This is a genomic window from Bradyrhizobium sp. SEMIA (assembly GCF_014844175.1).
GTDB classification, from domain to species: domain Bacteria; phylum Pseudomonadota; class Alphaproteobacteria; order Rhizobiales; family Xanthobacteraceae; genus Bradyrhizobium; species Bradyrhizobium arachidis.
This window is the reverse complement of the sequence record NZ_CP046601.1, coordinates 7,618,877-7,645,112: the sequence shown is the minus strand read 5'-3', so window position 1 is coordinate 7,645,112 and position 26,236 is coordinate 7,618,877. Positions and strand designations below refer to the sequence as shown.

General features: G+C 63.5%; 24 protein-coding genes and 1 pseudogene. 17 read left to right on the top strand and 8 right to left on the bottom strand.

Going from position 1 to position 26,236, the window contains the following annotated elements:
* Positions 1–292 precede the first annotated feature (292 nt).
* Entirely contained in the window at positions 293–790 is a 498-nt protein-coding gene (locus FOM02_RS36755) for a winged helix-turn-helix transcriptional regulator (protein ID WP_027564494.1), read from the bottom strand.
* Between the two features lie 202 nt (positions 791–992).
* Here FOM02_RS36755 and FOM02_RS36750 point away from each other — a divergent pair, with 202 nt between their 5' ends.
* The 11 genes and pseudogenes from FOM02_RS36750 (at position 993) to FOM02_RS36700 (ending at position 12,725) form a co-directional block, all read left to right on the top strand.
* Positions 993–1,631: a 2-hydroxychromene-2-carboxylate isomerase gene (locus FOM02_RS36750; protein WP_027564493.1), complete on the top strand. Its 639-nt coding sequence runs from the start codon at positions 993–995 to the stop codon at positions 1,629–1,631.
* Between the two features lie 55 nt (positions 1,632–1,686).
* Positions 1,687–3,240: an AMP-binding protein gene (locus tag FOM02_RS36745; protein ID WP_027564492.1), complete on the top strand. Its 1,554-nt coding sequence runs from the start codon at positions 1,687–1,689 to the stop codon at positions 3,238–3,240.
* Positions 3,241–3,284: 44 nt separating this feature from the next.
* Positions 3,285–4,022 carry an SDR family oxidoreductase gene (locus FOM02_RS36740; protein WP_092218371.1) on the top strand — a complete coding sequence of 246 codons (738 nt, stop codon included), beginning with the start codon at positions 3,285–3,287 and terminating at the stop codon, positions 4,020–4,022.
* A gap of 11 nt (positions 4,023–4,033) precedes the next feature.
* Positions 4,034–5,215: an acyl-CoA dehydrogenase family protein gene (locus FOM02_RS36735; RefSeq protein ID WP_027564490.1), complete on the top strand. Its 1,182-nt coding sequence runs from the start codon at positions 4,034–4,036 to the stop codon at positions 5,213–5,215.
* A 23-nt stretch (positions 5,216–5,238) separates the two neighbouring features.
* Positions 5,239–6,368, top strand: a pseudogene (locus tag FOM02_RS36730) (acyl-CoA dehydrogenase family protein).
* A gap of 13 nt (positions 6,369–6,381) precedes the next feature.
* The gene (locus FOM02_RS36725; protein ID WP_027564488.1) at positions 6,382–7,569 is read left to right on the top strand and encodes an acetyl-CoA C-acyltransferase; all 1,188 of its coding nucleotides are present in this window, start codon (positions 6,382–6,384) and stop codon (positions 7,567–7,569) included.
* A gap of 19 nt (positions 7,570–7,588) precedes the next feature.
* Positions 7,589–8,599 carry an NAD(P)H-dependent flavin oxidoreductase gene (locus FOM02_RS36720; protein WP_027564487.1) on the top strand — a complete coding sequence of 337 codons (1,011 nt, stop codon included), beginning with the start codon at positions 7,589–7,591 and terminating at the stop codon, positions 8,597–8,599.
* Positions 8,600–8,677: 78 nt separating this feature from the next.
* On the top strand, positions 8,678–9,838 hold the full coding sequence (locus FOM02_RS36715; RefSeq protein ID WP_027564486.1) for an iron-containing alcohol dehydrogenase: 1,161 nt from the start codon (positions 8,678–8,680) through the stop codon (positions 9,836–9,838).
* A 73-nt stretch (positions 9,839–9,911) separates the two neighbouring features.
* Entirely contained in the window at positions 9,912–11,111 is a 1,200-nt protein-coding gene (locus tag FOM02_RS36710; RefSeq protein WP_027564485.1) for an ABC transporter substrate-binding protein, read from the top strand.
* A 75-nt stretch (positions 11,112–11,186) separates the two neighbouring features.
* Positions 11,187–11,993, top strand: coding sequence for a glutathione S-transferase (locus FOM02_RS36705; RefSeq protein ID WP_027564484.1), 807 nt, complete (start codon positions 11,187–11,189; stop codon positions 11,991–11,993).
* A 30-nt stretch (positions 11,994–12,023) separates the two neighbouring features.
* Complete coding sequence (locus FOM02_RS36700) at positions 12,024–12,725, top strand: SDR family NAD(P)-dependent oxidoreductase (RefSeq protein WP_027564483.1); 702 nt, start codon at positions 12,024–12,026, stop codon at positions 12,723–12,725.
* Between the two features lie 280 nt (positions 12,726–13,005).
* On the opposite strand, the gene FOM02_RS36695 is transcribed toward FOM02_RS36700, so the two are convergent.
* From FOM02_RS36695 to FOM02_RS36665, 7 genes are all read right to left on the bottom strand, one after another.
* Complete coding sequence (locus FOM02_RS36695) at positions 13,006–13,386, bottom strand: hypothetical protein (RefSeq protein ID WP_231164099.1); 381 nt, start codon at positions 13,384–13,386, stop codon at positions 13,006–13,008.
* Between the two features lie 9 nt (positions 13,387–13,395).
* Entirely contained in the window at positions 13,396–13,569 is a 174-nt protein-coding gene (locus FOM02_RS36690; RefSeq protein ID WP_167336480.1) for a hypothetical protein, read from the bottom strand.
* Positions 13,570–13,825: 256 nt separating this feature from the next.
* Positions 13,826–14,620, bottom strand: coding sequence for an ABC transporter permease (locus FOM02_RS36685; protein ID WP_027564482.1), 795 nt, complete (start codon positions 14,618–14,620; stop codon positions 13,826–13,828).
* Positions 14,617–15,213, bottom strand: coding sequence for an ABC transporter ATP-binding protein (locus FOM02_RS36680; protein ID WP_027564481.1), 597 nt, complete (start codon positions 15,211–15,213; stop codon positions 14,617–14,619). Before FOM02_RS36680 ends, FOM02_RS36685 begins: the two co-directional genes overlap by 4 nt.
* Positions 15,214–15,216: 3 nt before the next feature.
* Complete coding sequence (locus FOM02_RS36675) at positions 15,217–16,251, bottom strand: Cj0069 family protein (protein ID WP_027564480.1); 1,035 nt, start codon at positions 16,249–16,251, stop codon at positions 15,217–15,219.
* 800 nt (positions 16,252–17,051) lie between these two features.
* Positions 17,052–17,921 carry an IclR family transcriptional regulator gene (locus FOM02_RS36670; protein ID WP_028146195.1) on the bottom strand — a complete coding sequence of 290 codons (870 nt, stop codon included), beginning with the start codon at positions 17,919–17,921 and terminating at the stop codon, positions 17,052–17,054.
* Positions 17,922–18,031: 110 nt separating this feature from the next.
* Positions 18,032–18,946 carry a dihydrodipicolinate synthase family protein gene (locus tag FOM02_RS36665; protein WP_027564479.1) on the bottom strand — a complete coding sequence of 305 codons (915 nt, stop codon included), beginning with the start codon at positions 18,944–18,946 and terminating at the stop codon, positions 18,032–18,034.
* A 230-nt stretch (positions 18,947–19,176) separates the two neighbouring features.
* Between FOM02_RS36665 and FOM02_RS36660 the strand changes: the two genes are divergently transcribed.
* From FOM02_RS36660 to FOM02_RS36635, 6 genes are all read left to right on the top strand, one after another.
* Positions 19,177–20,514: an MFS transporter gene (locus FOM02_RS36660; RefSeq protein WP_063617236.1), complete on the top strand. Its 1,338-nt coding sequence runs from the start codon at positions 19,177–19,179 to the stop codon at positions 20,512–20,514.
* Between the two features lie 71 nt (positions 20,515–20,585).
* Positions 20,586–21,743, top strand: a complete 1,158-nt coding sequence (locus FOM02_RS36655) for an ABC transporter substrate-binding protein (protein ID WP_027564478.1) — start codon at positions 20,586–20,588, stop codon at positions 21,741–21,743.
* 52 nt (positions 21,744–21,795) lie between these two features.
* Complete coding sequence (locus FOM02_RS36650) at positions 21,796–22,677, top strand: branched-chain amino acid ABC transporter permease (protein WP_027564477.1); 882 nt, start codon at positions 21,796–21,798, stop codon at positions 22,675–22,677.
* Positions 22,677–23,675 (top strand): branched-chain amino acid ABC transporter permease, encoded by a 999-nt coding sequence (locus tag FOM02_RS36645; RefSeq protein WP_027564476.1) that lies wholly within the window; start codon positions 22,677–22,679, stop codon positions 23,673–23,675. Before FOM02_RS36650 ends, FOM02_RS36645 begins: the two co-directional genes overlap by 1 nt.
* A complete protein-coding gene (locus FOM02_RS36640) occupies positions 23,659–25,155 on the top strand; it encodes an ATP-binding cassette domain-containing protein (protein ID WP_027564475.1) in 1,497 nt (498 codons plus the stop codon). The genes FOM02_RS36645 and FOM02_RS36640 overlap by 17 nt, the downstream gene beginning before the upstream one ends.
* 91 nt (positions 25,156–25,246) lie before the next feature.
* Positions 25,247–26,233, top strand: a complete 987-nt coding sequence (locus FOM02_RS36635; RefSeq protein ID WP_027564474.1) for a dihydroxyacetone kinase subunit DhaK — start codon at positions 25,247–25,249, stop codon at positions 26,231–26,233.
* The last annotated feature ends 3 nt before the right edge of the window (positions 26,234–26,236 follow it).

The following is a 26,236-nucleotide window of genomic DNA, read 5'->3' as shown; positions in this document are numbered from 1 at the left end:
GATCTCTAGCAATACGATCTCGGCGTCAGTCACCGAGCCTCTCTCCGAAGTCGAAGGCTCTCGTCGCCGATAGCGGTCGCTCATTTTGACCACCTACTCCGGGGCCATTTCTCGCCCGGCGAAGAATTTCTACCCTAAGCTACCCTGCCATCCTGTTTGCCAATTGCGAAACGCCAAGCCGCCAGGTGCTCGGCCTCGGCAAGGCCATCTGCGGATGTATTGGCTGGTTGAAGTCGTCCACAACGTTCCGGCGGACCTGCCTTCCTGGATCGAGCTGTTGAGACGTTGGAGGTCAACCAGCGTTCTTCGCCGAAACGCCGTTGCTTGTCGGCGAAGACCGTCTCGCGCCGGGGCCCGGATGAACGTGGACTGCCTTCGCCGTCAGCGGCTCACCGCATTCGGAGCAGATCATGACAGGATCAAACATCTTGTGGCAGTTCTTGTGTTCATGCAGCAGCGGTCGTCCGCGCGAGTCGACCATGTGGACGTTGCCCCAGTGCACAATCGACATGATGATCGGATAGAGATCGAGACCCTTTTGCGTCAGGATATACTCGTAGCGCTTCGGCGCTTCCTGATACGGAATCTTGCGCAGTACGCCAAAGCGGACAAATTTCTTCAGCCGATCGGCGAGCAGATGGCGGGTGATTCCGAGCGACGTCTGGAAGTCATCAAATCTGCGAATGCGCAAGAAACATTCGCGCAGGATGAGGAGGCTCCAGCGGTCACCGATCACCGCCACGGTACGGGCGAGAGAGCATGGCTCCTCCTCAAGGGTATCCCATTTCATTGTCGTCTCCAGCGAATCCGTGGCGCATCACAAATAAATTCTAAATAAGAACTAACAGGAAATCAATGGGATGCCCTTATTCGCGCATCGTTATGCGTATTGTATGATAAACATCATATTGACAGTTCTAAAATAGAACCTTATCGGTGCAGTACGATCAATCGGGTGGCGAACAACCACCGCCGTAAGGGAAGGGCGTTTCATGGCTGCTCCGCTCAAGGTCGAGTTTCATTTCGATTTCGGCAGTCCCAACGCTTACCTCGCCGAGCTCGCGCTGCCCGGCATCGAGCAGCGAACCGGCGTCAAGTTCGACTACGTGCCGGTGCTGCTCGGCGGCGTCTACAAGGCGACCGGCAACCTGTCGCCTGCCGAGTCGCTGCGCGGGATCAAGAACAAGCCGGAATACAATGCGCTCGAGACCCAACGCTTCCTGCGCCGGCACAACATCACGAAGTTCACGGTGAACCCGTTCTTCCCGGTGAACACCCTTGCGCTGATGCGCGGCGCTGTTGCCGCGGAGTTCGAGGGGGCGTTCGAGCCCTACTTCCGCGCTGCCTATCACCACATGTGGGTCGAGCCCAAGAAGATGGACGATCCGCAGGTCTTCCGCGATGCGTTTCTGTCATCAGGGCTGGACATCGATCGCATCAGCGCCCGCGCCCAGCAGGACGACGTCAAGAAGAGGTTGATCGAGAACACCAGCCGCGCCGTGGCGCGCGGCACGTTCGGCTCGCCGACGTTCTTCGTCGGTGACGAGATCTACTTCGGCAAGGACAGCCTGCGCGACGTCGAGGAAGAAATCCTGGCGCAATCGGCCGCAGCGCGGCGCAAGAGCGCCTGACCGGGCGGGGGATATCCGGAACGAGTCGAGCCCGCAAAGGGCCTTTCAACGGGAGGTGTCATTGGCGAACTGGCAGCAGGCTGCAGCGGAAATCACCGAGATGTTGCCGCAGCGCATTCATGAGGTGATGGACCCCTATGTTGCCACCACACCCGACCGGACGGCGCTCATCGAAGACAATGCCACGCTGACCTATCGCGAGCTCGACCGCGCGGTCGGCGCCACGGCGGAGGCGCTATCCACGCTCGGCATCCGCGCCGGCGATCGGATGATGATCGTGAGCGAAAACGCGATTGCGCTCGCCTGCCTCCTGTTCGCGGCCAGTCGCCTCGATGCCTGGGCGATCGTGGCCAACCCGCGGCTGTCGCCGCGTGAGCTCGATCAGATCAGAGATCACAGCGGCGCCCGTCGCATGTTCTTCACGGCGGAGGTTTCCGAAGAGGCGGCCTCGCACGCGACGCGTTACAACGCTCCGGTGCAGGATGTTGGTCCGCTCCACGGCATCGGCGTGTCTGCCCTGAACCAGAACACGCATGCCGAGCCGGTCGAGGCCGACGGCGCACGTCAGGTGGCGGTGCTCATCTATACGTCCGGTACGACCGGAACGCCGAAGGGGGTCATGCTCACGCATCGGAACCTGCTGTTTTCCGCAAGGACCACCGCGAACTTGCGGAGCATGACGGCGGAGGACGTGCAGTATTGCGTGCTGCCGATCTCGCATATCGTCGGCATCTCGCTGCTGACGATGACGCTGATGGTCGGTGGTGTGACCCGGCTGGTCACCAAATACAATCCCGCTGCGCTTGCCAAGGCGCTGGCCGAGGAAGGCATCACGCTCTTGAACGGCGTGCCCGCCACCTACCAGCGCCTGCTGGAATACAAGCAGACGGCCGGCTTGCCCAAGCTCAAGCGCGGCGCGCTGCGCCTGATGAGCGTCGCCGGCGCGCCGCTCGACCTCGAGCTCAAGGCAAGGGTCGAGAAGGAGCTCGGTCTGCCGCTCGGCAACGCCTTTGGCATCACCGAATGCTCGCCCGGAATTTCCGGCGTGCGGCCCGAGGCGCCGCGTCGCGACAATTCGGTCGGAGTGCTCGTGCCGGGTATCGAGGCCCGGATCGTTGCGCGGGACGGCGCCATCGTGACGAACGGTGACATCGGCGAATTGCATGTCCGTGGGCCGAACGTCATGCGCGGTTACTATCGCGCGCCCGACCTCACGGCGAAAGCGATCGACCCGGAAGGGTGGTTCAACACCGGCGACCTCGCGCGCTTCGAGGGCGATGCGATGTTCATCGTTGGTCGCACCAAGGAGATGATCATTCGCTCCGGCTTCAACGTCTATCCGGCCGAGATCGAGGCGGTGCTGAGCACGCATCCAGACGTGGTGCAATGCGCCGTGGTCGGACGATCGGTCCCGGGCAACGAAGAGATTGTGGCGTTCGTCCAGCTCCTCAAGGGCTCCTCGGCAACCGCGCAGGATTTGATGTCGCATGTCGCGCCGGAGCTCACGTCCTACAAGCGGCCATCCGAGATCATCCTCATGGACGCGCTGCCGGCCACGTCGACAGGCAAGCTCCTGAAACACAAGCTGGCGGAATCGCTGCGCAACTGACGCGCGCGAGATCGCTCAAAATCTCACAAGGCTGGAGAAGTCCCATGCAGAAGAGAAACAGGACGGTTGCGGTCATCGGCGCCGGTGACTTTATCGGCGGCGAGATTGCCAAGAAATTCGCCTCGGAAGGCTTCACCATCTTCGCTGGCCGCCGCAATGGCGACAAGCTCGCGCCGCTGGTCAAGGAGATCGAGGCGGTCGGCGGTGAGATCCACGCCCGCTCGCTCGACGCGCGCAAGGAGGAGGAGATCATCTCCTTCCTCAATGACGCGGACAAGCATGCGCCGCTCGAGGTCTGCATCTTCAACATCGGCGCCAATGTCAATTTCCCGATCCTGGAGACCACCGAACGGGTGTTCCGAAAGGTCTGGGAAATGGCCTGCTATTCCGGGTTCCTTGCGGGGCGCGAGGCCGCACGGCTGATGCTGCCGCGTGGCGGCGGCAACATCTTCTTTACTGGCGCGACCGCGAGCTTGCGCGGCGGTTCCGGCTATGCCGCCTTCGCCAGCGCCAAGTTCGGCCTGCGAGCCGTCGCACAGGCGATGGCGCGCGAACTCGGGCCGAAGAACATCCACGTCGCGCATCTTATCATTGACTCTGGCGTCGATACCGAATGGGTGCGCCAGCGCCGGCTCGAAGCGCTCGGCCCCAATGCGCTCGACGATCCAGACCTGCTAATGCCGCCTGCGTCGGTGGCGGCGTCCTATTGGCAGCTCTACCAACAGCCCAAGAGCGCGTGGACGTTTGAGCTCGAGATCCGTCCCTTCGGCGAGAAGTGGTAGGAGCGCGCCCCATGGAGCTCGCGCTATCCCCGGAAGATGCGGCGTTTCGCGACGAAGTGCGCGCGTTCATCAAGGACAATTATCCGACCGAGATGCGCGTTCCCAATCCGGAGACCGACCTTTCCAAGGAGCAGATGCTGCTGTGGCATCGCATCCTGCACAAGAAGGGCTGGATCGCGCCGCTCTGGCCCAAGGAATATGGCGGGCCCGGCTGGTCCATCACCCGCCGTTTCATCTTCGAGCAGGAGACCACGCGCGCGGGCACGATGCCGCCTTTGGCGTTCAGTGTCACCATGGTCGGTCCCGTCATCTATACGTTCGGCAATGAGGCGCAGAAGAAGAAGTTTCTTCCCCGCATCCTCTCGGGCGAGGATTGGTGGTGCCAGGGCTATTCCGAGCCCGGCTCGGGCTCCGACCTCGCCACCGTCCGCACCAAGGCGGTACGCGACGGCGACCACTACATCGTCAACGGCCACAAGACCTGGACCACGCTGGCGCAGCACGCCGACTGGATCTTCTGCCTGGTACGGACCGATCCGGCGGCAAAGCCGCAGTCCGGCATCTCCTTCCTGCTGATCGACATGAAGTCGCCGGGCGTCACCGTGCGTCCGATCATCACCATCGATGGCTCCCATGAGGTCAACGACGTCTTCCTCGAAAACGTCCGCGTTCCCGTCGAGAACCTGATCGGCGAAGAGAACAAGGGCTGGACCTACGCCAAATTCCTGCTCGGCAATGAACGTACCAGCATGGCCGGCATCGGCCGCTCGACGCGCTATATCGAGAAATTGAAGAGGATCGTGAAGGCGGAAATTCCGGAAGACGATCCGGCGCATCTCGAATTCATCAAAGACATCGCGCGGGTCGAGCTCGACGTGCTGGCGCTGGAGGCAACCGAGCTGCGCGTCGTCGCCCAAATGGCACGCGGCATCGATCCGGGGCCGGCGGCCTCGCTGTTCAAGATCCGTGGCACCGAGATCTTCCAGGACATCACCGAGCTGACCCATCGTGCGATCGGCAATTACGGGCTGGCCATTCGCGAACATCCGGCCAGTGCCAATCATTACATGCCGGGACCGGACTACGGCCACACCGCATCGGAGAAGTATCTCAACTCGCGCAAGCTCTCCATCTACGGCGGATCGAACGAGATCCAACGCAACATCATCGCAAAAGCGGTGCTCGGCCTCTAGCGATCGACGGACAGGGGAATCGGATGGATATCCAGTTCACGGAAGAGCAAGAGCTACTGCGATCAAGCGTTCAGCGTCTGCTGCGCGATCAGTACGATTTCGATGCGCGCCGCAGGATCCTCGCGAGCGAGGAGGGGTATAGCCGCGAGCAATGGCGTGCCTTCGCTGAGCTCGGCCTGCTGGGTGCGCCGTTCTCCGAGGAAGTTGGCGGTCTCGGGGGCGGTCCAATGTCGACGATGATCATCATGCAGGAGTTCGGCCGTCATCTCGTGGTCGAGCCCTTTGTCGAGACGGTAGTCCTCGCCGGCGGTCTGCTCGAGCGTACCGGTTCCGCCGAGCAGAAACACGGCTTCATTCCGGACATCATTGCTGGCACCACGACCTGGGCGCTCGCCTGGACCGAGAAGAACTCGCGCTTCGATCTCGCCAACGTCACAACCACTGCTCGGCGCGAGGGTAACGGCTATGTGCTGACCGGCCAAAAGACCGCGGTCGTCGCCGCGCCCTGGGCGGATTATCTGATCGTCTCGGCGCGCACGTCCGGCCAGCAGCGCGATCGCGGCGGCGTCAGCCTGTTCGTGGTCGATCGCCGCGCCGCCAACCTCACTCTGCAGAGCTTCAGGACGATCGACGGCCGACGCGCGGCCGAGATCAGCCTGCGCGGTGTTGCCGGTCAGTTGCTGGGCGAAGAGGGCGAGGGTGTGGCCGCGCTGGAGGCCTGCCGCGACCGTGCCATGGCGCGCTCTGCGCCGAGGCGGTCGGTGCGCTGGCTGAATTGAATGCCGCGACGCTGGACTATTCCAAGACCCGCAAGCAGTTCGGCACGACAATCGGCTCTTTCCAGGTGCTGCAGCATCGGATGGTCGACATGTTCATCGCGCATCAGGAAGCGCTTTCATTGATGCAGCATCTCACGCTCAGCCTTGATGCAGGCGAGGCTGGCGTGTCGCGTCTCGCGTCGGGCGCCAAGTCGAAGATTGGCTATGCCGGCAAGTTCATCGCCGACCAGGCGGTGCAACTGCATGGCGGCATGGGCATGACTGACGAATTGAACGTCGGACATTATTTCAAGCGGATTTCCTCCATCAACATCCAGTTCGGCGATCCCGCCTTTCACCTGCTGCGCTACGCGCAGCTCGATGCGGCCGCCTAGCAGAGAGGCAGACATGACGACTGAAGCAGTCATCGTTTCCACCGCGCGCACCGGCGTCGGCAAGGCCTACCGAGGCGCGCTCAACAACACCGATGGTCCGACCCTGGCAGGCCACGTGATGGCCGAGGCCGTGAAGCGTGCCGGCATAGCGCCCGGCGAGGTCGAGGACGTGGTGATGGGCTGCGCCATGCAGCAGGGCACCATGGTGATGAACGTCGCCCGCAAGGGTGCGATCCGCGCCGGCCTGCCGGTCACCGTGGCCGGCACCACGATCGACCGCCAGTGTGCCTCTGGCCTGCAGGCGATCGCAGTGGCCGCCCGTTCTGTGATGCTCGACGGTGTCGAGATCGCGATCGGCGGCGGCATCGAGTCGATCAGCCTGGTGCAGAACGACCACATGAACCGCTTCCACGCCGTCGACGACGAGCTGATGGCGATGAAGCCCGAAATGTACATGTCGATGCTGGAGACGGCCGAAGTGGTCGCCGATCGCTACAAGATCGGCCGCGATCAGCAGGACGAATATTCGCTCGAATGCCAGCGCCGTGTCGGTGCCGCGCTTCAGGGCGGCCGCTTCAACGACGAGATCGTGCCGATCACGACCAAGATGGCCGTGGTCGACAAGGACACCAAGGAAGTGACGTATCAGCAGGTGACCTTGTCAAAGGACGAGGGCCCGCGTGCGGACACGACCGCGGAAGGCCTCGCCAAGATCAAGCCGGTGTTCGAAGGCAAGACCATCAGCGCAGGCAATGCCAGCCAGCTCTCCGATGGTGCATCGGCCTGCGTGATCATGAGCGACAAGATCGCGGCGCAGAAGGGCCTGAAGCCACTCGGCATCTTCCGCGGCTTCGTCGCCGCAGGCGTCGAGCCGGATGAGATGGGCGTCGGCCCGGTTGCGGCAATCCCGAGGCTGCTCAAGCGCCACAACCTCAAGATCGATGACATCGATCTCTGGGAGCTCAACGAGGCCTATGCGGTGCAGGTGATCTACTGCCGCGACAAGCTTGGCATTGATCCGAACAAGCTCAACGTCAACGGCGGCTCGATTGCGATCGGTCATCCCTATGGCATGACGGGGTCGCGGTTGACCGGCCACCTCCTGCTCGAGGGCCGGCGGCGCAAGGCGAAATACGGCGTGGTGACCATGTGCATCGGCGGCGGCATGGGTGCGGCCGGCCTGTTCGAAATCGTCCATTGATCGGAAACGGAGTTTTCACGTGAAGACAGCAATCACCGAACTGTTCGGCATCCAGCATCCGATCATCCAGGGCGGCATGCATTATGTCGGCTTCGCCGAGATGGCCGCGGCCGTATCGAATGCCGGCGGTCTCGGCATCATCACGGGGCTGACCCAGAAAACGCCGGAGCTCCTCGCCAAGGAGATCGCGCGCTGCCGCGACATGACCGACAAGCCGTTCGGCGTGAACCTGACCTTCCTGCCGACGCTGTCGGCCCCGCCCTATCCGGAATACATCGCCGCGATCCGCGAAGGCGGCATCAAGGCGGTCGAGACCGCAGGCCGCAGCCCGGAGGCCTATATGCCCGCGCTGAAGGCGGCCGGCATCAAGGTGATCCACAAATGCACTTCGGTGCGGCATTCGCTCAAGGCCGAGAAGATCGGCTGCGACGCCGTCAGTGTCGACGGCTTCGAATGCGGCGGTCATCCCGGCGAGGATGACATCCCGAACATGATCCTGTTGCCGCGGGCTGCGGATGAGCTCAAGATCCCGTTCGTGGCTTCCGGCGGCATGGCGGACGGGCGCAGCCTAGTCGGTGCGCTCGCAATGGGCGCCTCCGGCATGAACATGGGCACGCGATTCGTCGCCACCAAGGAAGCTCCGGTCCACGACAACGTGAAGCAGGCGCTGGTCAAGGCGACCGAGCTCGACACGGTCCTCGTGATGCGCGCGCTTCGCAACACCGAGCGCGTGCTGAAGAACAAGGGCGTCAGCGAATTGCTCGAGATCGAGCGCGAGAAGGGCGCAAATCTGAAGATCGACGACATCCTCGATCAGGTGGCCGGCGTCTATCCTAGGGTGATGGTCGACGGCCAGATGGATGCCGGGGCCTGGAGCTGCGGCATGGTGGTCGGGCTGATCCACGACATCCCGACGGTCAAGGAGCTGATCGATCGCATCATGGCGGAAGCGGAAGCGATCATCCGCCAGCGGTTGACCGGCTTCCTTGACGGCGAGGTCGAGACGCAGCGAGCGCGTGCGGTCGCCTGACGTAGGCCGGGATAGCTGACGGCGTCGCGACACCGACGCCTCAGCGGTGCGGAGAAAAGAACATCAGGGAGGAAGAGCATGCCCGTCGTCGGTAGCCATCAGTACCCCACCATGGAATCCGTGATCTACGGCAAGCCCGCGGCAGAGGCACTGCGGGAGGAGGCGGAGCGGCTGGGCGCCAAGCGTGTCTATCTGATCGCGAGCCGCACGCTCAACACCACGACCGACGAAATCGAGAAGATCCGGGCGGCGCTCGGTGCGCGCCATGCCGCGACCTTTGATGGCGTGCCCCAGCACACGACCCGGGACGTGGTGACGCAGATCGCGCGGCAGGCCCGGGATGCCCAAGCCGACCTCGTCGTTGCGATCGGCGGCGGTTCGGTGGTCGATGCGGCCAAGATCGTGCTGATGTGCATGGAGCACGAAATCTTCAAACCGATGGGGCTCGATGGGTTCGAGACCACGCCGGACCGCCGCTTCGGGCCATTCCGAACCCCGAAAGTGCGCATGATCGCCATCCCGAGCACGCTCTCCGGCGGCGAATACAATTCCGGTGCGCTGGTCACAGACACCGGCCGCAAGCTGAAGCAGATTTTCAATCATCCGATGATGATGCCGCGAACCATCATCCTCGATGCAGCGATCACGAAATACACGCCCGAGAAGCTCTGGCTGGGGTCCGGCACGCGCGCGATGGACCACGGCATCGAGGCGATCTGCTCCAGCCGTCCCAATGTGCTCGTCGACGCCGTGTGCCAGCAGGGCCTGCGCTATCTGTACGACGGACTCCGGCGCACCAAGGACAATCCGAACGATGAAGCGGCGCGGCTGAACTGTCAGTTGGGGTCCTGGATGTCGGCCTTCGGGTTGCAGTCGCGCGTTCCGATGGGGGCCAGCCATGCCATCGGCCATGTCCTCGGTGGGACCTGCGATGTGCCGCATTATTTCTGCACGGCCGTGATGATGCCAAGCGTGCTCCGATACAATCGCCCCGCCACGGAAGCCGCACAGAGGTTGGTCGCAGCGGCGCTTGGCGCACCGCAACGGGATGCCGGCGACGCTTTCGCGACATTCATCGCGGAGCTCGGCTTGCCGCGGAGGCTCGCGGATGTCGGCGTTGCCGAGGACCGCTTCGAGCTGATCGGCAAGAACGCAATGCTCTCGATCTTCACGCGGGCCAATCCTCAGCCGATCCGTGAGCCCGCCGACATCGTCAAGATTCTCAAATTAGCCGCCTGAAGAAGCGCCAAGTGTCCATCACGGCCTGCCGCACGGAAGGCCGCGCGCAAAAGCAACATTGGAGAAACACGTGATGTTTAGGAGCATCCGACTGGCCTGTGCACTCTTGATTGCCGCAGCCGCACCCTGCTGGGCGGGCGATCCGGTCGGCGTCACCGCAACAAGCATCAAGATTGGCGGCATCTTTCCGCTGAGCGGGCCTGCTTCCTCGATCGGCCAGGTCGGACATGGCGTGCTGGCGTATATGCGATCGGTCAACGAGCGTGGCGGCATTAATGGACGCAAGATCGACTATCTGATGCTCGACGACGCCTACAGCCCGCCGAAGTCGGTGGAGCATGCACGAAAACTCGTCGAGGGCGACGAAGTCGCGTTCATGTTCAGCCAGCTCGGTACCGCAGGCAACACTGCGGTGGCGAAATATCTGGCTGCCAAGCGCGTGCCGACGATTGCGATCGTCACTGGCGCGAGCAAGTTCACCAGTGTCAAGGACTATCCGCTGACCACCACCGGGCTCGTCAGCTATGACACCGAAGGGAAGATCTACGCCAAATATCTGATGCGCGCGTTGCCCTCGGCGAAATACGCCATTCTCTACCAGAATGACGATCTCGGCCGCGACTACGTCAGCGCGTTCAAGGCAGTTCTCGGCGCCGATTTCGACAAGCGCGTGGTCACCGCCAGCTACGAGGTCACCGAGCCGACGATCGACTCGCAGGTCGTGGCGCTGAAGAGCTCCGGCGCACAGGCGCTGTTCATCGCGGGCACGCCCAAGTTCGCCGCACAGGCGATCCGCCGGGCGGCCGAGACGGCGTGGAAGCCGACGATCCTGATCAATTTCCCGTCGTCGTCGATTGCCGGAACGATCAAGCCGGCGGGGCTAGAGAATTCAGTGGGCGTCATCGTCGGCACCTTCAACAAGGATCCAAACGACGAGAGCTGGAAGGACGACGAGGCCATCAAGGCCTATCGCGCCTTCTTCGATCGGTATCTAGCAGGCTCCGATATCACCAATACGAGTTATCTGACCGGTTATCAGCAGGGCATGCTGCTGGAGCAGATCCTCAAGCAATGCGGCGATGACCTCTCGCGCGAGAACGTCATCAAGCAGGCGAAGTCGCTGAAGAACTTCACGTTGTCGACAGCACTGCCGGGCATCCGGATCAACACCAGCGAAACCAACAACATGGTCTGGACGCAACTGCAGCTTCAGCGCTGGACCGGGAGCCGCTGGGAACCGTTCGGCGGGATTCTTGACGCGACCTCAGAGTAACCCATCTGTCGCATGACGTTCCAGGCCTCGAGGTGCGGTCCAACGAGGGCCGGAAACGATCAGGATGAATCCACCATGGCTGACCTGCGGATATTCTCCTACTTGCCGAACCCCCGGGTCTGGAAGGCGACCATCGCAGCGCGGTTCTGCGGCGTGGAGGTCGAGGTCAGAGGAGCTTCCCCCAAGGAGCTGCGGGACTGGTTATGGGACTATGACGCCCGCCCATTGGCGGAGCATGAACGCGTCTCGCTATCTTCGCTGGCGCGAACCGGCCGGGTTGGGTTGACCGGTTCGCAACTCTTCAAGACCGATGCGTTTATGGAAGCGCAGCCGTTCGGCAATGTGCCTGCCGCTTTCGGGCGTAATGGCAAAATCGGGATCTTCGAATCGAACAGCATCATGCGGGCGGTGGCACGGCTCGGCGAGTCGAAGTCCACGCTCTACGGGCACGATGCCTATGAGGCGTCCAGGATCGACAGCTTTCTCGACGTCAGCCTGGTGTTTGCCCGGGATTCGCAGATCTATCTCCTGGCGCTGTCGGGCGGCACGGTCGATGCGGCCGTTCACGCGCGAGCAAGGGAAGCGTTTGCGATCTATGCATCGGGGATCGAGCAGGCGTTGTCCCCGCGGCGCGAGGCACTGGTGGGTACGGGATTATCGCTGGCCGATATCTGCTTTGCCGCAGAGTTTGCGCTGTTCCTGAATGAGCATGCGCGGGCCAAGCAATTGCACAAGCTCGGGCTGGACAGGATACTGCATCCGGCAGTGCAGGATGAATATCCGCGGACCTTTGCTCATTTCGCTCGTCTCGTCGAGCACGTGCATTTCCAGCCTGATCTGAAGTCATACGTCGAAAAGCTGTTGGCGAAGGCTGGCAACTGACCTGCCGGCCGAACGTGGAGGACTTATCGCATGACCGCGCCTGTCTGCCTGATATCCGGCGTCGGCCCTGGCACAGGTTCCGCTCTCGCCAGACGGTTTGCCGAGGGTGGCTATCGCCTCGCTCTGCTCGCCAGGAACGAGGAGCGTCTCGCTGCCCTTGAGAAGGAACTGCCGGGCGCGAAAGGATTCCGCTGCGATGTTTCCGATCCCGAGCAGATCGACGCGGTAGGGTCGGCCGTGGAGCGCGATCTCGGCTATCCCGCCGTGGTCATCCACAACGCCGTCGGTGGTGCGTTCGGCACATTTCGCGAGATCGATCCATCGATCCTGAATCGCAATTTCCAGGTCAATACCATGGGACTGCTGTATCTGGCGCGGCGGTTCGTCCCCGCGATGGTGACGGCCGGAAAGGGTGCGATCGTTGCCACCGGCAACACCTCGGCCCTGCGCGGCAAGGCCGGTTTCGCCGGCTTCGCGCCGACCAAGGCGGCGCAGCGAATCCTCGCCGAAGCGATGGCGCGCGATCTCGGGCCACAGGGCGTTCACGTCGCTTACGTCGTGGTCGATGCCGTGATCGACCTCGAGTGGACACGGAAACGCTGGCCAGATCGGCCAGACGATTTCTTCATCAAACCGCGCGCCATCGCGGACGAGATCTGGCACGTCGCCCACCAGGATCGAAGCGCATGGTCGTTCAATGTTGAATTGCGGCCGTTTGGAGAAAGCTGGTAGCCGGGAGGAGTCGTTGCCGATGGCATCGCGCCGACTCGAGGCACTCTTTCGTCTCGTATTCCGGCGCTATGCCGAGAGATCATGGAGGAGGGTTGCGCAAGTGATCGCCTCGGGGGCGGTTTTCCCCCCACCACCGTCGCCGGCCTCTCTTGTCCGGGTTTGCTTCCCGCTGGTTGAAGCCCGCGGAGATGCCTTGCTGAACGTTTGCCCTGTCGTGGCCGCATATCACCGCCGCAATCGTTCCGCGCCCTCCGGAACATCCGTTCGTCGCTCGTATCGGTCAGTCGTGCCCAGTGTTGGAGCTGGAGATCCTAGCACGCCATCGCCCTTCAAAAGTGTCAAAGTCCTCTTTCAGTGCCAATGCTTGGGCATCTAAGGGATTGCCGGGCTTGTCAGCAATGACAATGCCTGGAGCTTCTCCGCGAGACCCGAATTCGGGAAGCCGCTCTGTGGGCCATTCCAGCAATGCTTTCGATAGCATCGGCTTGCCTGCGTACCAGCATTTTCGTCCGTCGATGAGACGATAGGACCACCATTGCCCGTGTGGATTTGGCGGCATCGTGGCGCTGCATTGTTGCTTAGCGTGTCCACTAGTCATTTCGAGCGATGAGAGCGCGGCAATGCCAACTGTTAAAGCAAACGATCGAAGGGGTTTGCTCATGGGCCGCGCTCAACTGCCGTGTTGCTGCAATCGACTTAAAGCAACGATCAATGCAGGCCGTTCGAGAACTTCCACCAACTTTTCAAGGATACGCGCATTATCCTTGGGACAGGGCTGAAGGTATTCTTCCAGTATGAGTTGCGCGTCGTTAATCGCTTCCAAGGCTAATTGCTGATCAGTCATTGCTGCTTACTCATCAATTATTGGCGCCTAGGGTAGCAGCGAAGGAACAGATCAAGTCAGCTTTGAGGAAGATCCCCGCTCTTCTCTTCACTTTTTATTTCAAATTCTCGCCGCCTCGTCGTGCGTCGCGGTGTCGTCTCGGCCCTGCAAGATCTGCCTTCTCCATCCCCGCGCGTCGGAATTTGAAAGTTGCCGCAGTGTGAGGTGCGCGCCGAGGACGCGGGCGCCGCCAGCGGTGATCTTGAAAGGGAACTCTTCAGCGGGAAATTCGATCGAGACGTAGCCGGTGGCGATGATCGGTCAGCAGGTGTGCGCCGCCGAGGACCGCGGCCAGCGTTCCTAGCCCGGTCCCGCCGGCAATCAAGAACATGATCAGCAATTGATATTTCACCGCATCGACCGGCTCGACGCCGGCCAGTATCTGGCCAGTCATCATCCCCGGGAGGGAAACAAGGCCGATCGCCGCCATGCTGTTCATGATCGGCATGAAGCCGCTTCTCAACGCATCCCGTATGACTGGTAGCAGGGCTTGGTGTCGGGTGCCGCCGAGCGCAAGACAAGCTTCTATGGCGGCTCGTTCGCGCACCAGACTATTTGTCAGCACGTCCAGGCCCAGGCTTATGCCGGTCATGGTGTTGCCCAGGATCATGCCCAGCAAAGGCAGCGCATAGCGCGGATGATACCAGGGATCCGGGCGTAGCTCCGTCAAGAGCGCGAACATCGTGACGGTACCGGCGGCGAGCAGCGTGCAGCCGGCGCCCAAGCCGTAGCTCCAAATGCCGGGTAGGCGCCGGTTCTGCCGCGCGACGATCTCCCGCGAGGCGAAGAGAACCATGATGGAGGCGGCGAGGGCGGTCCAGAGCGGCGATACCGTGGCAAACAGGAACGTCAGCACGTATCCCACCAGGACGAGTTGAAGCACCATGCGCACGGTCGCGATGGCCAGTTGCCTCTCAAGCTTGAGGCGGAGAACAAGCGAAAGAACGCCGTCCATGACGACGAGGAGGGCGGGCAGGACTAGATCACCATACGAAAGCTGGATGTACGTCACGGCCGGTTTTCCTCGATGCCACCATCGGGGCTCATCGCAAATATCCTTGACCCGACGCGGCGGGCTTGGGCATCGTCGTGGGTACTCCAGAGGACGCTCGTTCCATCCGAGACGCGTTCGGCAATCAGCGCTTCCACGGCCGCAGCGGATGCTGGGTCGAGGGCCGAGGTTGGCTCGTCCAGCAGAAGCACCCGCGATCGCAGCATGAGCGCCCGCACGAGCCCCAATCGCTGTCTCTCGCCGGTCGAAAGTCTCTGGATCGGCCAAGGTCCGCAGTCATCTGGCAGCCCCACGCGTGTGACCAGCAGCAGGGCGTCATCCCATGCCGTGAAGTGTTCCTGCACGATGTCGGACCACCAGCCAGGCTCGGCGGCGAGATAGGTCACTTGTCTTCGCCACGCGGGGGCGGGCATCGCTTCTCTGAGCGTTCCGTCAAGCTTGACCGTTCCTTCGTTGGGATCGAGATCCGCGATGGAGCGAAGCAGCAAGGTCTTTCCGACCCCTGAAGGTCCCTGCAGGGCGACGCACTCACCGTCCTGCAGGTCGAATGATACCGAGATGTGCAGGCGCTTGAGCCCGCTGACCGTCAGCATGCGTCAAAGCTTAAGCTGCAGCCGATCGGCAACCCGCCTGGCGATCTCCGCCGGCGCCTCGCCCGGGTAGGGATGGACCGAACTGACGTTGATCTCGCCGAGCACGTAGCTGTCGCTCCCATCCGCCTGGACGGGGCCGAGCATAAAGTCGGCGTCCCAGATCGCGGGGAGGTCATCTCGCGCGATGTCCAGCAGCGAGGTTAACTGTGGCGTCCACTCGTCCTCCATCAACCGACGCAGCCGCTGGAAGCGCGGGTCTGCGTTTGACGTGTAGAGCCGCGGTCCAGCTTCGGAACGCGCGACCGGCGAGTCGACCAAGGCTTTGACTTTGTGGTGACCGAAGCCGGCGCAGCGATCGCCCGCCATGTAGCAGCGGACCACGCCCTCGCTCAGGCGAGGCTGGAACGCCTGGTCGATCACGCTGCCGTTCTCGAAATACTCCGCGCAGCGACGGACAAAATCATCCAGCGTCAGTTCCTCGGGTGCGTCCTTGGTCGCGTCCAGCACCTTTATCATGGAGGAGGTCGGCAGCTTCTCGACCTTCCAGACGCCTTGGCCGCCGTTGCCGCGGTTGCGTTTGATCACGCGCGGTCCGCTCGCGAGCCGGGTCGGCAACTCGGCGCGCATCGCCGCGGCGGTTTGATACAGCGCCGTGTCTGATCCCCAGCCCATCGAACGGGTACGATAGAGGACTTCCTTGGTACCTATCTTGAGGATGACATCGGGATGGGCGCTCACCCATGCGCCCTGCGCTGCGACGTCGCGCAGCAGGGCGTCGAGACCGGCGCGGTTTCGGCCGTCTTGAATCGGGTTGACCCAGACGAGCACGCCGTCCACTGCGAGCAGTTGTTCGCGGACCGCGTCGGCGAAGCTTTCGTCGTAGATCGCGGGGCGCCCTTCCACGCCGACGGCGGCAAGCGCCTCGAAGACGTCGACGAAGCGGCCGTTTTTCGAGGTCGCGTCTCGACGCGCGATGGCGTCTCCTCGCGAGAGGATGGCGACGGTACGTCGGGGAGAGGGTTGTCGTTCGGTATCCATGCGCAAGCTCCACGTGTTGCGTGCTGCGCAGAACTTGGACCGAAGTCTCGCCGGGAGTCTGCTTGATCCCGCCCGGGCAGTCTACGTGAGGTCGCTTGGCCCCATCAAGTGACCATTCGTCCTTCGGGATGCAAAGTCGGGTTCGCGCGCCGAGACCGACTTCTGGGCCGATCCACGGCTGGTTCAATTAGGGCTTCGACGTGCGCGACTTGAAGGAAAGCAAGACGCTGCTGGACGAACTCGGCGGGTGAATACGTGGCAATCCGCTCGATCCAGGTCTTGCCGGCGGCATTGCTTTCGCGCCGCGAAAGCCAGGCGCGTCCGGCCGGAAAGGGGGGGATTGCTCGATCGGCGGAGGGCGCGGTTTCCCCGAACAGCTCGCGGGATGAGCCTGGTTGAGGCACCCACAAAGTGCCTGCCTCGGAAGGATCGGATGAGATATCGTAGGTTTGGTCGTGTGGGGAAAGGCGGTAGCGCCCCAGTGACTCGAACCCCCGACGTTTCCGATATCGATCTGCGCTAATCCCGACGCGCTCTTGCAGTTGGATGTTTCGCTGTAAGCCATTGATCTCTAATGATCGGATTTTGGCTTAGTTGGAAAAATTCTCTCGAAAAATCAACGGCCCGTAGCATGTCTCTTAATCGGCGGGTCCCAGGTTCGAGCCCTGGTGCGCCCACCATATTAATCAAGACCTTAGCGAGAGAAACCGTTTGAGAAGGCCACCTAAAACGGTTTTTCAAACGGTGTTTTTCGTCCGTAAGGATCTCCGCAGACATTCCTCACGCCGCCAGCGTGCGATTCAAGCTCGTTCGCTTTGTGCCGTGCCTGCCGCGCTGCGTTGACGACGCTTGGTGGTACGCTCGGGAGCAGGGCTCGTGGGCGGATTGTGCGGGGCTGGCTGATACCCCAGTCGGATCGACAGCAGCTCGGCATGGGTCATCACTGCACGTGCCAGCTCGGGCACACGTTCGGGCGTGACACGTCGGCTAGGGCCGCTCGCGCTGATTGCGGCGAAGACGCGGCCGGCGCTGTTGCGGATCGGCGCGCCGACGCAGCGGAGCTCAGGCTCGTGCTCGCAATCGTCGACCGAATAGCCGCGCGCCCTGATTGCCGCGAGCTCGGCCTTCAGCCGTTTCGGCTCGACGATGGTGTTCGGCGTGAAACGGGCGAGCCCGGCGCGGATGACGCGCTCGATCACGGCTTCGCTCTGGAAGGCGAGCGCGGCCTTGCCGACGCCGGTCGAGTGGCAGGGCGAGGCCTCCATCGTGATGACGGTGTTATGGGGCCGGGCAACCTGGTTGCGGCGGCTGACGAAGACCATCTGCGCACCGTCGAAGATGCACAGATGCACGTCCTCGCCGGTGAGCTTGGCGAGCGTGTCGACGAAGGGCGGCGCCTCGCGATAGAGCGGCAGGTTCGTCAGCGCGTTGCCGCCGAGCTCGAACAGCTTCAGGCCAAGCCGGTAGCGATCCCGGCTGGCGTCCTGCTCCAGGAAGCCGACGCTGCGCAGGCTGTCGACGATACGATGCACGGTCGTACGGGGCAGGCTGGTGCGCCGCGCGATCTCGACGACGCTGAGCTCCGGGTCGCTCGAGGAGAACGCCTCGAGCACTTCCAGCATCTTGAAGAGCGACTTCACGCTTTGTCGACTGCTGTCGGCGCTCGTCATGTCGGGACCTTCCGGGCGACGTGGCCTTGCGAAGCGCAGGCCGCGATCAGGACCCCGGCTTAGACGGAATCGGGCGCGGCGGCAATGCGGCCGCGCCCGTTGTCGAATCCTCACTCGGCCGCGACCAGCCTCACGCTGCCTTCGACCTCCATCAGCGGCTTGAGCGCGGCGGCGATCGCCTCCTTCTGCCGGCTGGTCGGCGCCGGCATCGGTTGCCGCGGCAGGCCGCTCGGCGAACCCTGGAGAGTGAGGGCATGCTTCACGCAGGCCGGCAGGTTGTCGCCGACGATGGTGTTCCAGAACCGCAGCAGACGCTTGTGGATCTCGATCGCAGTGGCGTGGTCGCCGCGCTGGACAGCGTTCCACAGCGCGACGCAGGCGCCGGGCACGGCGGCCGGGTTGGCCGCGATCGTGCCGTGCGCGCCGAGCGCGAAGGACGGGTAGAGCAGCGCGTCGACCGCGGTCAGCACCACCTTGCCGGCAGGTACGTCGAGCAGCAGGTCGGCCATCAGCTTGAGGTCGCCGGCGCTCTGCTTGACGCCGATCACGCCCGGCAGCTCCTTCATGATGCGCAGGAGCAGCGCAGGGCTGAGATAGTTCCAGGGCACGACGTTGTAGATGATGACCGGCTGCTTGACCGATTCCGACAGCGTCTTGAAGTGGCCGACGGTGGCATCCTCGTCCGGCTTGAACAGATAGTGCACCGGCGTGATCTGGAGCGCGGCGACGTTGACGTGCTCCACAGCACGGGCGCGGGCGATGGCTTCGCGGGTCGAGTTCGCGATGATGCCGGCGACGAGCGGCACCTTGCCGTTCAGCTCTTCCGCGCAGGCCTCGATCAGGCGGCGGAATTCATCAGCAGTGAGCGTGTGACCCTCGCCGGTGCTACCGCCGACACAGAGGCCATGCACGCCCTTGTCGAGCAGGAACTTTACCTGGCGGCGAAACGCCTTCTCGTCGATGTCGCCGTTCTGGTCGAACGGCGTGGTGAGGGGCGGAATGATCCCGGTGATCTTCGCTGGCATTTTTTCCTCCTTTGATTGTCCGGAATGTGAACATTCGAATACGACAAATGATCGCATGGCGTCAAGCATGGTTAGTTATGCGCTGGATTTCTAGCGCTATGAATTAGAACGAATGGCAAGCCTTGTCGAAAAATCTCCTTGACATGTGGGATAAGTCGCTGCTCATGATGTCCGCAATACGGACAAAATGTCCGCGGGGCCGTGCCCTGCCGAAGTCGGGAGATGACGTCATGAGCGAGATGGTTGGATCGATCGGGGCCGGCGCTGTTGCGGATCAGTCGTCCGCTGCGATCAAGGCGCGGGAGTCGAGCGACATCCGCAAGGTTGCGGTGGCGAGCGCCATCGGCAACATGATCGAGTATTACGACTTCACACTTTACGCGACCGCGACTGCGCTCGTGTTCAACAAGATCTTCTTCCCGAGCACCGATCCGCTGGTTGGCTCGCTGCTTGCCTTCGCTACCTTCTTCGTCGGCTATTGCGCGCGTCCGCTCGGCGGCGTGCTGTTCGGCCATTTCGGCGATCGCGTGGGCCGCAAGACCGCGCTGCTCCTCACCATCCTGATCATGGGGCTCGGCACGTTCCTGATCGGACTGATGCCGACCTATGAGCAGGTCGGCGTTGCCGCGCCGATCTGCCTGATCGGCCTGCGCCTGCTGCAGGGCATCGGCATCGGCGGCGAGTATGGCGGCGGCATGGTGATGACGGTCGAGCATGCGCCGGCCGACCGGCGCGGCTTCTTCTCCTCACTCGTCCATATCGGCGTGCCCGGCGGCTTCCTGATCCCGATCGCGCTGCTCGGAATTCTCTCGACCTCGATGAGCGAGTCCGACTTCCTGGCCTGGGGCTGGCGGATTCCGTTCCTGTTCTCCATCGTCCTCGTTGGAATCGGCGTCTTCATCCGCTTCCGCATCGCCGAGACGCCGGCGTTCAAGCACGTGCTGAACGAGGAGGGGGCTGCCAGTGTGCCTGTCGTCGAGGCTGTGCGCAACCACGCCGGCAACATCCTGTTCGGCATCGGCGCGAAGATCGCCGAGAGCGGTCTGTTCAACATCTACGCGGTGTTCGCGATTACCTATTGCAAGACCAGACTGGGTCTTCCGAGCCAGACCATCCTGAACGGCGTCCTGGTCGGCTGCGCGCTGGAATGCGTGGCGCTGCCGGTGTTCGGCGCGCTGTCGGACCGGATCGGGCGCCGCACCGTCTATGTCGGCGGCATGCTGTTCCAGGTCGTGCTCGCGCTCGTGTTCTTTCAGATGCTCAACACCGGCCACACCGGCATGATCTGGCTCGCGATCGCACTCGGTCTCGCGCTTGGCCATGGCTCGGTCTACGGCGTGCAGGGCGCCTATTTCTCGGAGCTGTTCCCGGCGCGTATCCGCTACAGCGGCCTGTCGCTGGTGCAGCAGCTCGGCCCGATCCTCGGCGGCGGCCTGTCGCCGCTGGTCGCAACCGCCCTGCTGGCCGAATACGGCTCGCCCGCCTGGGTCGCCGGCTACATGGCTGCCATGGCGCTGCTCTCGGCCGCCTGCACCTTCGGCCTGCGCCCACTGCGCGCGGGCGCTTGAGGTCCGACGTCCTGCTTTTGAATCACCCGCCCGATCGAGGCGGGGCTCGTCAAAACATCGGAGGAAATTCCATGGTGTCTCCCGTGCACGTCTCTCGACGCAGTCTGATCCAGGCGCTCGCGCTTGCGCCGCTTGCCGCCCCGGCCATCATCGGCCGTGCCCATGCCGCCGATCCCATCCGCATCGGCATCTCAGGCCCGATGACCGGCCAGTTCGCCCAGAATGGCCAATGGATGAAGAATGGCGTCGCGATCGCCGTGAAGCAGGTCAACGACAAGGGCGGTATCAAGGGCCGCATGATCGACGTGCGGATCGCCGACGATCTTGGCCCGAACCCGACGGCTGCGGCCAACGCCGTCACCAAACTCGCGACGCAGGACGAGGTGGTGGCGCTGGTCGGCCCGCACTACACGCCCGGCATTCTGCCGAACGTGCCGCTGCTCGGAAAATACAAGATCCCGGCTCTGACCGGCGCGACCGGGCCGGTCGTGACCCAGCAGGGCAGCCCCTGGGTGTTTCGCGTCCGCCTCAACGACGCGATCGGCGCGGATCTGCTGGTGAAATACGTCACCGAAGATCTGCAATGGAAGAAGATCGGCCTCGGCTACGTCAACACCGCATTCGGCCAATCCGGCATCGCCGTGGTGAAGGCCTCGCTCGCCAAGCGCAATGTCGAGCCGGTGCTGGTGCAGGCCCATACCGATGCGACCAAGGACTACACCTCGCAGATCCTTGCCTTCCAGCAGGCGGGCGTCGACGGCATCATCGTCTGGACCGACGACCAGCCGGCCGGCCTCATCGCCAAGCAGAGCAAGACGCTCGGCGTGAAGTTCGGCATTGCCGGCAATACCGCGTTCTCGCAGCCGATCTTCCTCGGCCTTGCCGGCGAGGGCGCCGACGGCTGCATGGCGATCGGCGAGTTCGTCAAGGACAATCCCGATCAGCGCGTGCAGGCCTGGAAGAAGCTCTACGCCGCGGCCTATCCAGGCGATGAGCCGGAGCTCTATGCCACCGTCTATCACGACGCCGCCAGGCTGATCATCACCGCGATGGAGCGCGCCAACGCCATCTCGGGCGAGGCGATCCAGAAGGCGCTCACCGAAATCCGCGACTTCCAGGGCATCGTCACCCGCTACGGCTGGACCGACAACGGCGACATGACCCATTCCGGCATCATCACCAGGGTCGCCGGCGGCAAGCCGGAGATCGTCAAGGTCATCACGAGCTGATGCGCGTGGCCGCCGAAGATCAGGCGGCCGACGCCCGCGATGGGATCATGCGATGTTGCAGACATTCATTCAAATCGTGCTGGTGGGATTGGCGGTCGGAGCAGCCTATGCGCTGGTGGCGCTCGGCTACACGCTGATCTGGAACGCGGTCTCACTGGTCAACTTCGCGCAAGGTGACCTCGTGATGCTGGGCGCCTTCGTCTCCGTCGGCTGGCTCGCCAACCGTCTCGGCATGCCGCTGTGGCTGAACCTCGTCACCATGCTGGTGATCCTCGGCATCTTCGGCGCCGCGCTCGCCTGGGGCATCTATCATCCCTTGCGCAACGCGCCGCAATTGTCGGCCATCGTGGCAACGCTCGGCCTGTCCATGGCGCTCCAGAACATCGCCGTGATCATCTGGGGACCGCAACCGCTCAACTTTGCCGGCCCGCTCGGCACGACCTCCGTCCACCTGTTCGGCTCGACGATCTATGCGCAATATCTCGTCATCCTGGCCGCGCTCGCAGCGATGATGGCGATCCAGCACGTGCTGTTCCAGCACACCGCGCTCGGCCGCGCCATGCGCGCCACCGCGCAGGATGCCGAGGCCGCGCGCCTGATGGGTATCCCGACCGCGCGTATCATCGCCTTCATCTTCGCCTATGCCACCATGCTGGCGGCACTGGCCGGCTGGCTGATCGCGCCGCTCTCCTACGTCTCGTCCGACATGGGCGTGAACCTGTCGCTGCGCGCTTTCGCGGCGACCATTCTCGGCGGCTTCGGCTCGATTCCCGGCGCGCTCGTCGGCGGCCTCGCCTTCGGCGTGATCGAATCGGCGGGATCTTTCTACATCTCCTCCGAATATATCGACGTCATTGCGTTCGGCGTGCTGATCGCGGTGCTGATGTTCCGCCCGCAGGGCATTTTTGGCGAACTCGAACTGGAGCGTCCCTGATGTCCGCCGATGCAAACGCCTTGACGATGCGCGCGCTCGCCGTCCTGGTGATCGCGACTGCGATCCTCTGCGGCCTGCTGCTGCCCCGGTTCCTGTCGGTGTACTATCTTCAGGTCGCCGACGTGACCCTGATCAACATCCTCCTGGTGCTCGGCCTCAACTTCATCCTGGGATTCGGCGGTCAGATGTCGCTGGCGCAATGCGCCTTCTTCGGCATCGGCGCCTACACCTTCACCTTACTCCAGGCCGCGGGCATGCCGGTGCCGGTCGCCGCGGTCGGCGCGATCGCGCTCTCCGCTGCGGTCGGGATGGCGCTGGGCTGGCCGACGCTTCGTCTGAAGGGCCATTATCTCGCGCTGTGCACGCTCGCTTTCGCGCTGATCGTCGAGCGCCTGCTGGTGAACTGGGAAGGCCTCACCAATGGTGCCAACGGCATCACCGCGATCCCCGGCATCGGTCTTGCCGGCGAGAACGACAAGATGCTGTGGGTTCTGCTCGCCATCGTGGCGATCGCCTATCTACTCCAGGTTTGGATCGCGAACGGCCCGCTTGGCCTGCGCATCCGTGCGCTGCGCGACGATCCGCTCGCCGCGCAAGCCGTCGGCGTCGACATCTCGCGGCTGAAGATCATGCTGTTCGTGATCTCGGCGGCCTATGGCGGTCTCGCCGGCATCTGCTACGTGCTGCTGCGCGGCTATATCAGCCCCGACGTGTTCTCCTGGCAGTCGACCTTCTCGTACCTCGCGATGGCGGTCGTCGGCGGTCTCGGCAGCCCGCTCGGTGCGGCGCTCGGCGCGATCCTCTACACCTTCGTGCCGGAGCTGCTGCGCTTCATGCAGGAATATTACTTCGCTGTGTTCGGCGTGATGGTGATCCTCGTCATCACCTTCTTCCCCGCAGGCCTCTCCGGCATGGTCATCTCCGTGGTCCGCAGCCTGCGTCGCCGCGAGAAATCCTTTGCACGATCGGATGTGACGCATCATGAACGCGCTGCTTGAACTCACCGGCGTCACCAAGCGCTTTGGCGGCCTGACCGCGCTCGAAGGCGTCTCGCTCTCGGTCGGACAAGGTACCATCCATGCGGTGATCGGGCCCAACGGCTCCGGCAAGACCACGCTGTTCAACATCATCAGCGGCATCTACACCCCGACTGAAGGCGAGGTGCGCTTTGCCGGTGCGGCAGTGACGTCGAAACCGCTGCATCAGCTCGCCGCGATGGGGCTGGCGCGTACGTTTCAGAACACCCGCCTGTTCGCCTCGATGACCGTGCGCCAGAATGTGCTCGCGGCGCGGCACGGGCGGGCGCATCCCTGGCGGTTCGACCAGGAGAACGCGCGCCGGGTCGAGGAGATAATTCAGTTCGTCGGCCTCGCCGACGTTGCCGATTCCAGCGCGGCCTCGCTGCCACAGGGGCAGCGGCGCCTGCTCGAGATCGCCAAGGCGCTGGCGCTGGAGCCGCGCCTCGTGCTGCTCGACGAGCCGCATGGTGGTCTCAATCACGCCGAAACCGCGCGCCTGATCGAGGTGATCCGCCAGATGCATGCGCGCGGCATGACCATCCTGCTGATCGAGCACGAGATGGAGGTGGTGATGACGCTCGCCGACCGCATCACCGTGCTCAATTTCGGCAAGGTTCTGGCCGAGGGGACGCCGGCGGAGATCCAGAAGAACGACGTCGTCATCGAGGCCTATCTCGGCCGCGCCGACCGCGAAGCCGAGCTTCACGCGCAAGTCGGCCGCGCCAGTGAGGGCACCGGCGCGCCGCTGCTGGAAGTCGCCGATCTCACCGTCCGCTACGGCGACATCGAGGCGGTGCGGAAAGTCTCCCTCAATGTCGGCACCGGCGAGTTCGTGACGCTGCTCGGCAACAACGGCGCCGGAAAATCCTCGACGTTGAAGGCGATCGCGCGGCTTGCGCACGCGTCCGGCTCGGTGCGTTTCGCCGGCCACGAACTGACAAAGGAGCCGACCGAGCGGCTCGTCGGCATGGGGTTGGCGCTCGTGCCGGAACGCCGCCGCCTGTTCGGCGGCCTGACCGTGATCGAGAACCTCAAGATCGGCGCCTATGGCCGTCCACATGCCGAGCTGGCCCGGTTGATCGAGGAGATGCTGGAGCTGTTCCCCAATCTCAAGCGCCTGTCGGCCTCGCTCGCCTTCTCGCTCTCCGGCGGCGAGCAGCAAATGCTGGCGATCGCGCGCGCCTTGATGAGCCGTCCGCGCCTGCTGCTGCTCGACGAACCTTCGTTGGGGCTGGCGCCGCTGCTGGTCGAGCAGGTCTTCGGCAAACTTGTCGAGGTCAACCGGCAGGGGACCGCGATTCTGCTGGTGGAGCAGAACGCGCGCATGGCGCTGTCGGTCGCGCATCGCGGCTACGTGCTGAGTTCGGGCCGCATCGTCGCGGAGGGAAGCGCCGCCGAAGTTGCGCGCGACCCGCGCCTGATGGGCGCCTATCTCGGCCACGGCGAGGCTGCGGAATAGGCCTCGGGATCAAATCAGTGCTCACGATCGCAGGCGACGTCGCGGGCAGGCACGGCATGGCCGTGCGCATTGTGGTCGCTGGAGTTGTCCGATGAAGAAATTGATGAATTCCCCCGACGCCTTCGTCGACGAGATGCTCGCGGGCCTCGTCGCTGCCCATCCGTCGCTGGCGCAGGAGGGCCGCGTCATTCGCCGTACGGGTGGAACGAAGAAGGGCAAGGTCGGCATCGTCTCCGGCGGCGGCTCCGGTCATCTGCCGCTGTTCACCGGCTATGTCGGCGACGGCCTGCTCGATGCCTGCGCTATCGGCGACGTGTTCGCGGGTCCCTCGGTCGATTCCTGCATCCAGGCGATCCGCGCTGCCGACGGTGGCGCCGGCGTGCTGCGGCTCTACGGCAATTACGGCGGCGACCGCATGAATTTCGATCTTGCCGGCGAAATGGTCGAGATGGACGGCATCCAGACGACGACCGTGCTTGGCACCGATGACATCGCCTCGGCCGCGCCGGAGGACAGCGCCAAGCGGCGCGGTGTCGCCGGCATCATCTATGCCTACAAGATTGCGGGCGCGAAGGCCGACGCCGGCGACGGCCTCGCTGAGGTGACAGCCACGGCGCAGGCCGCCGTCAATGCCTGCCGCACCATCGGGGTTGCGCTCTCGCCCTGCCAGATCCCCGGCGCGGCGAAGCCGACGTTCGAGCTGGGGGCCGACGAAATCGAGATGGGCATGGGCATCCATGGCGAGCCCGGCATTTGGCGCGACAAGCTGCGGCCGGCGGACGAGATCGCCGACGAGATGGTGCGGCGCCTGCTGGCCGATCCCGTCGCGCACGGGTCGGACCGCGTGTCCGTGCTGGTCAACAGCCTCGGCGCGACGCCACTGGAGGAGTTGTTCATCATCTATCGCCGCGCCGCCGCGCTGCTGAAGAAGGAGGGCCTCGCCATCGTGCGCCCCTTGGTCGGACACTACGTGACCTCGATGGAGATGGCGGGATTGTCGATCAGCATCATCCACCTCGATGCTGAACGCGAAAAGCTGCTCGCTGCGCCCTGCGCCTGCCCCTTCTGGAGGGGTTGACGT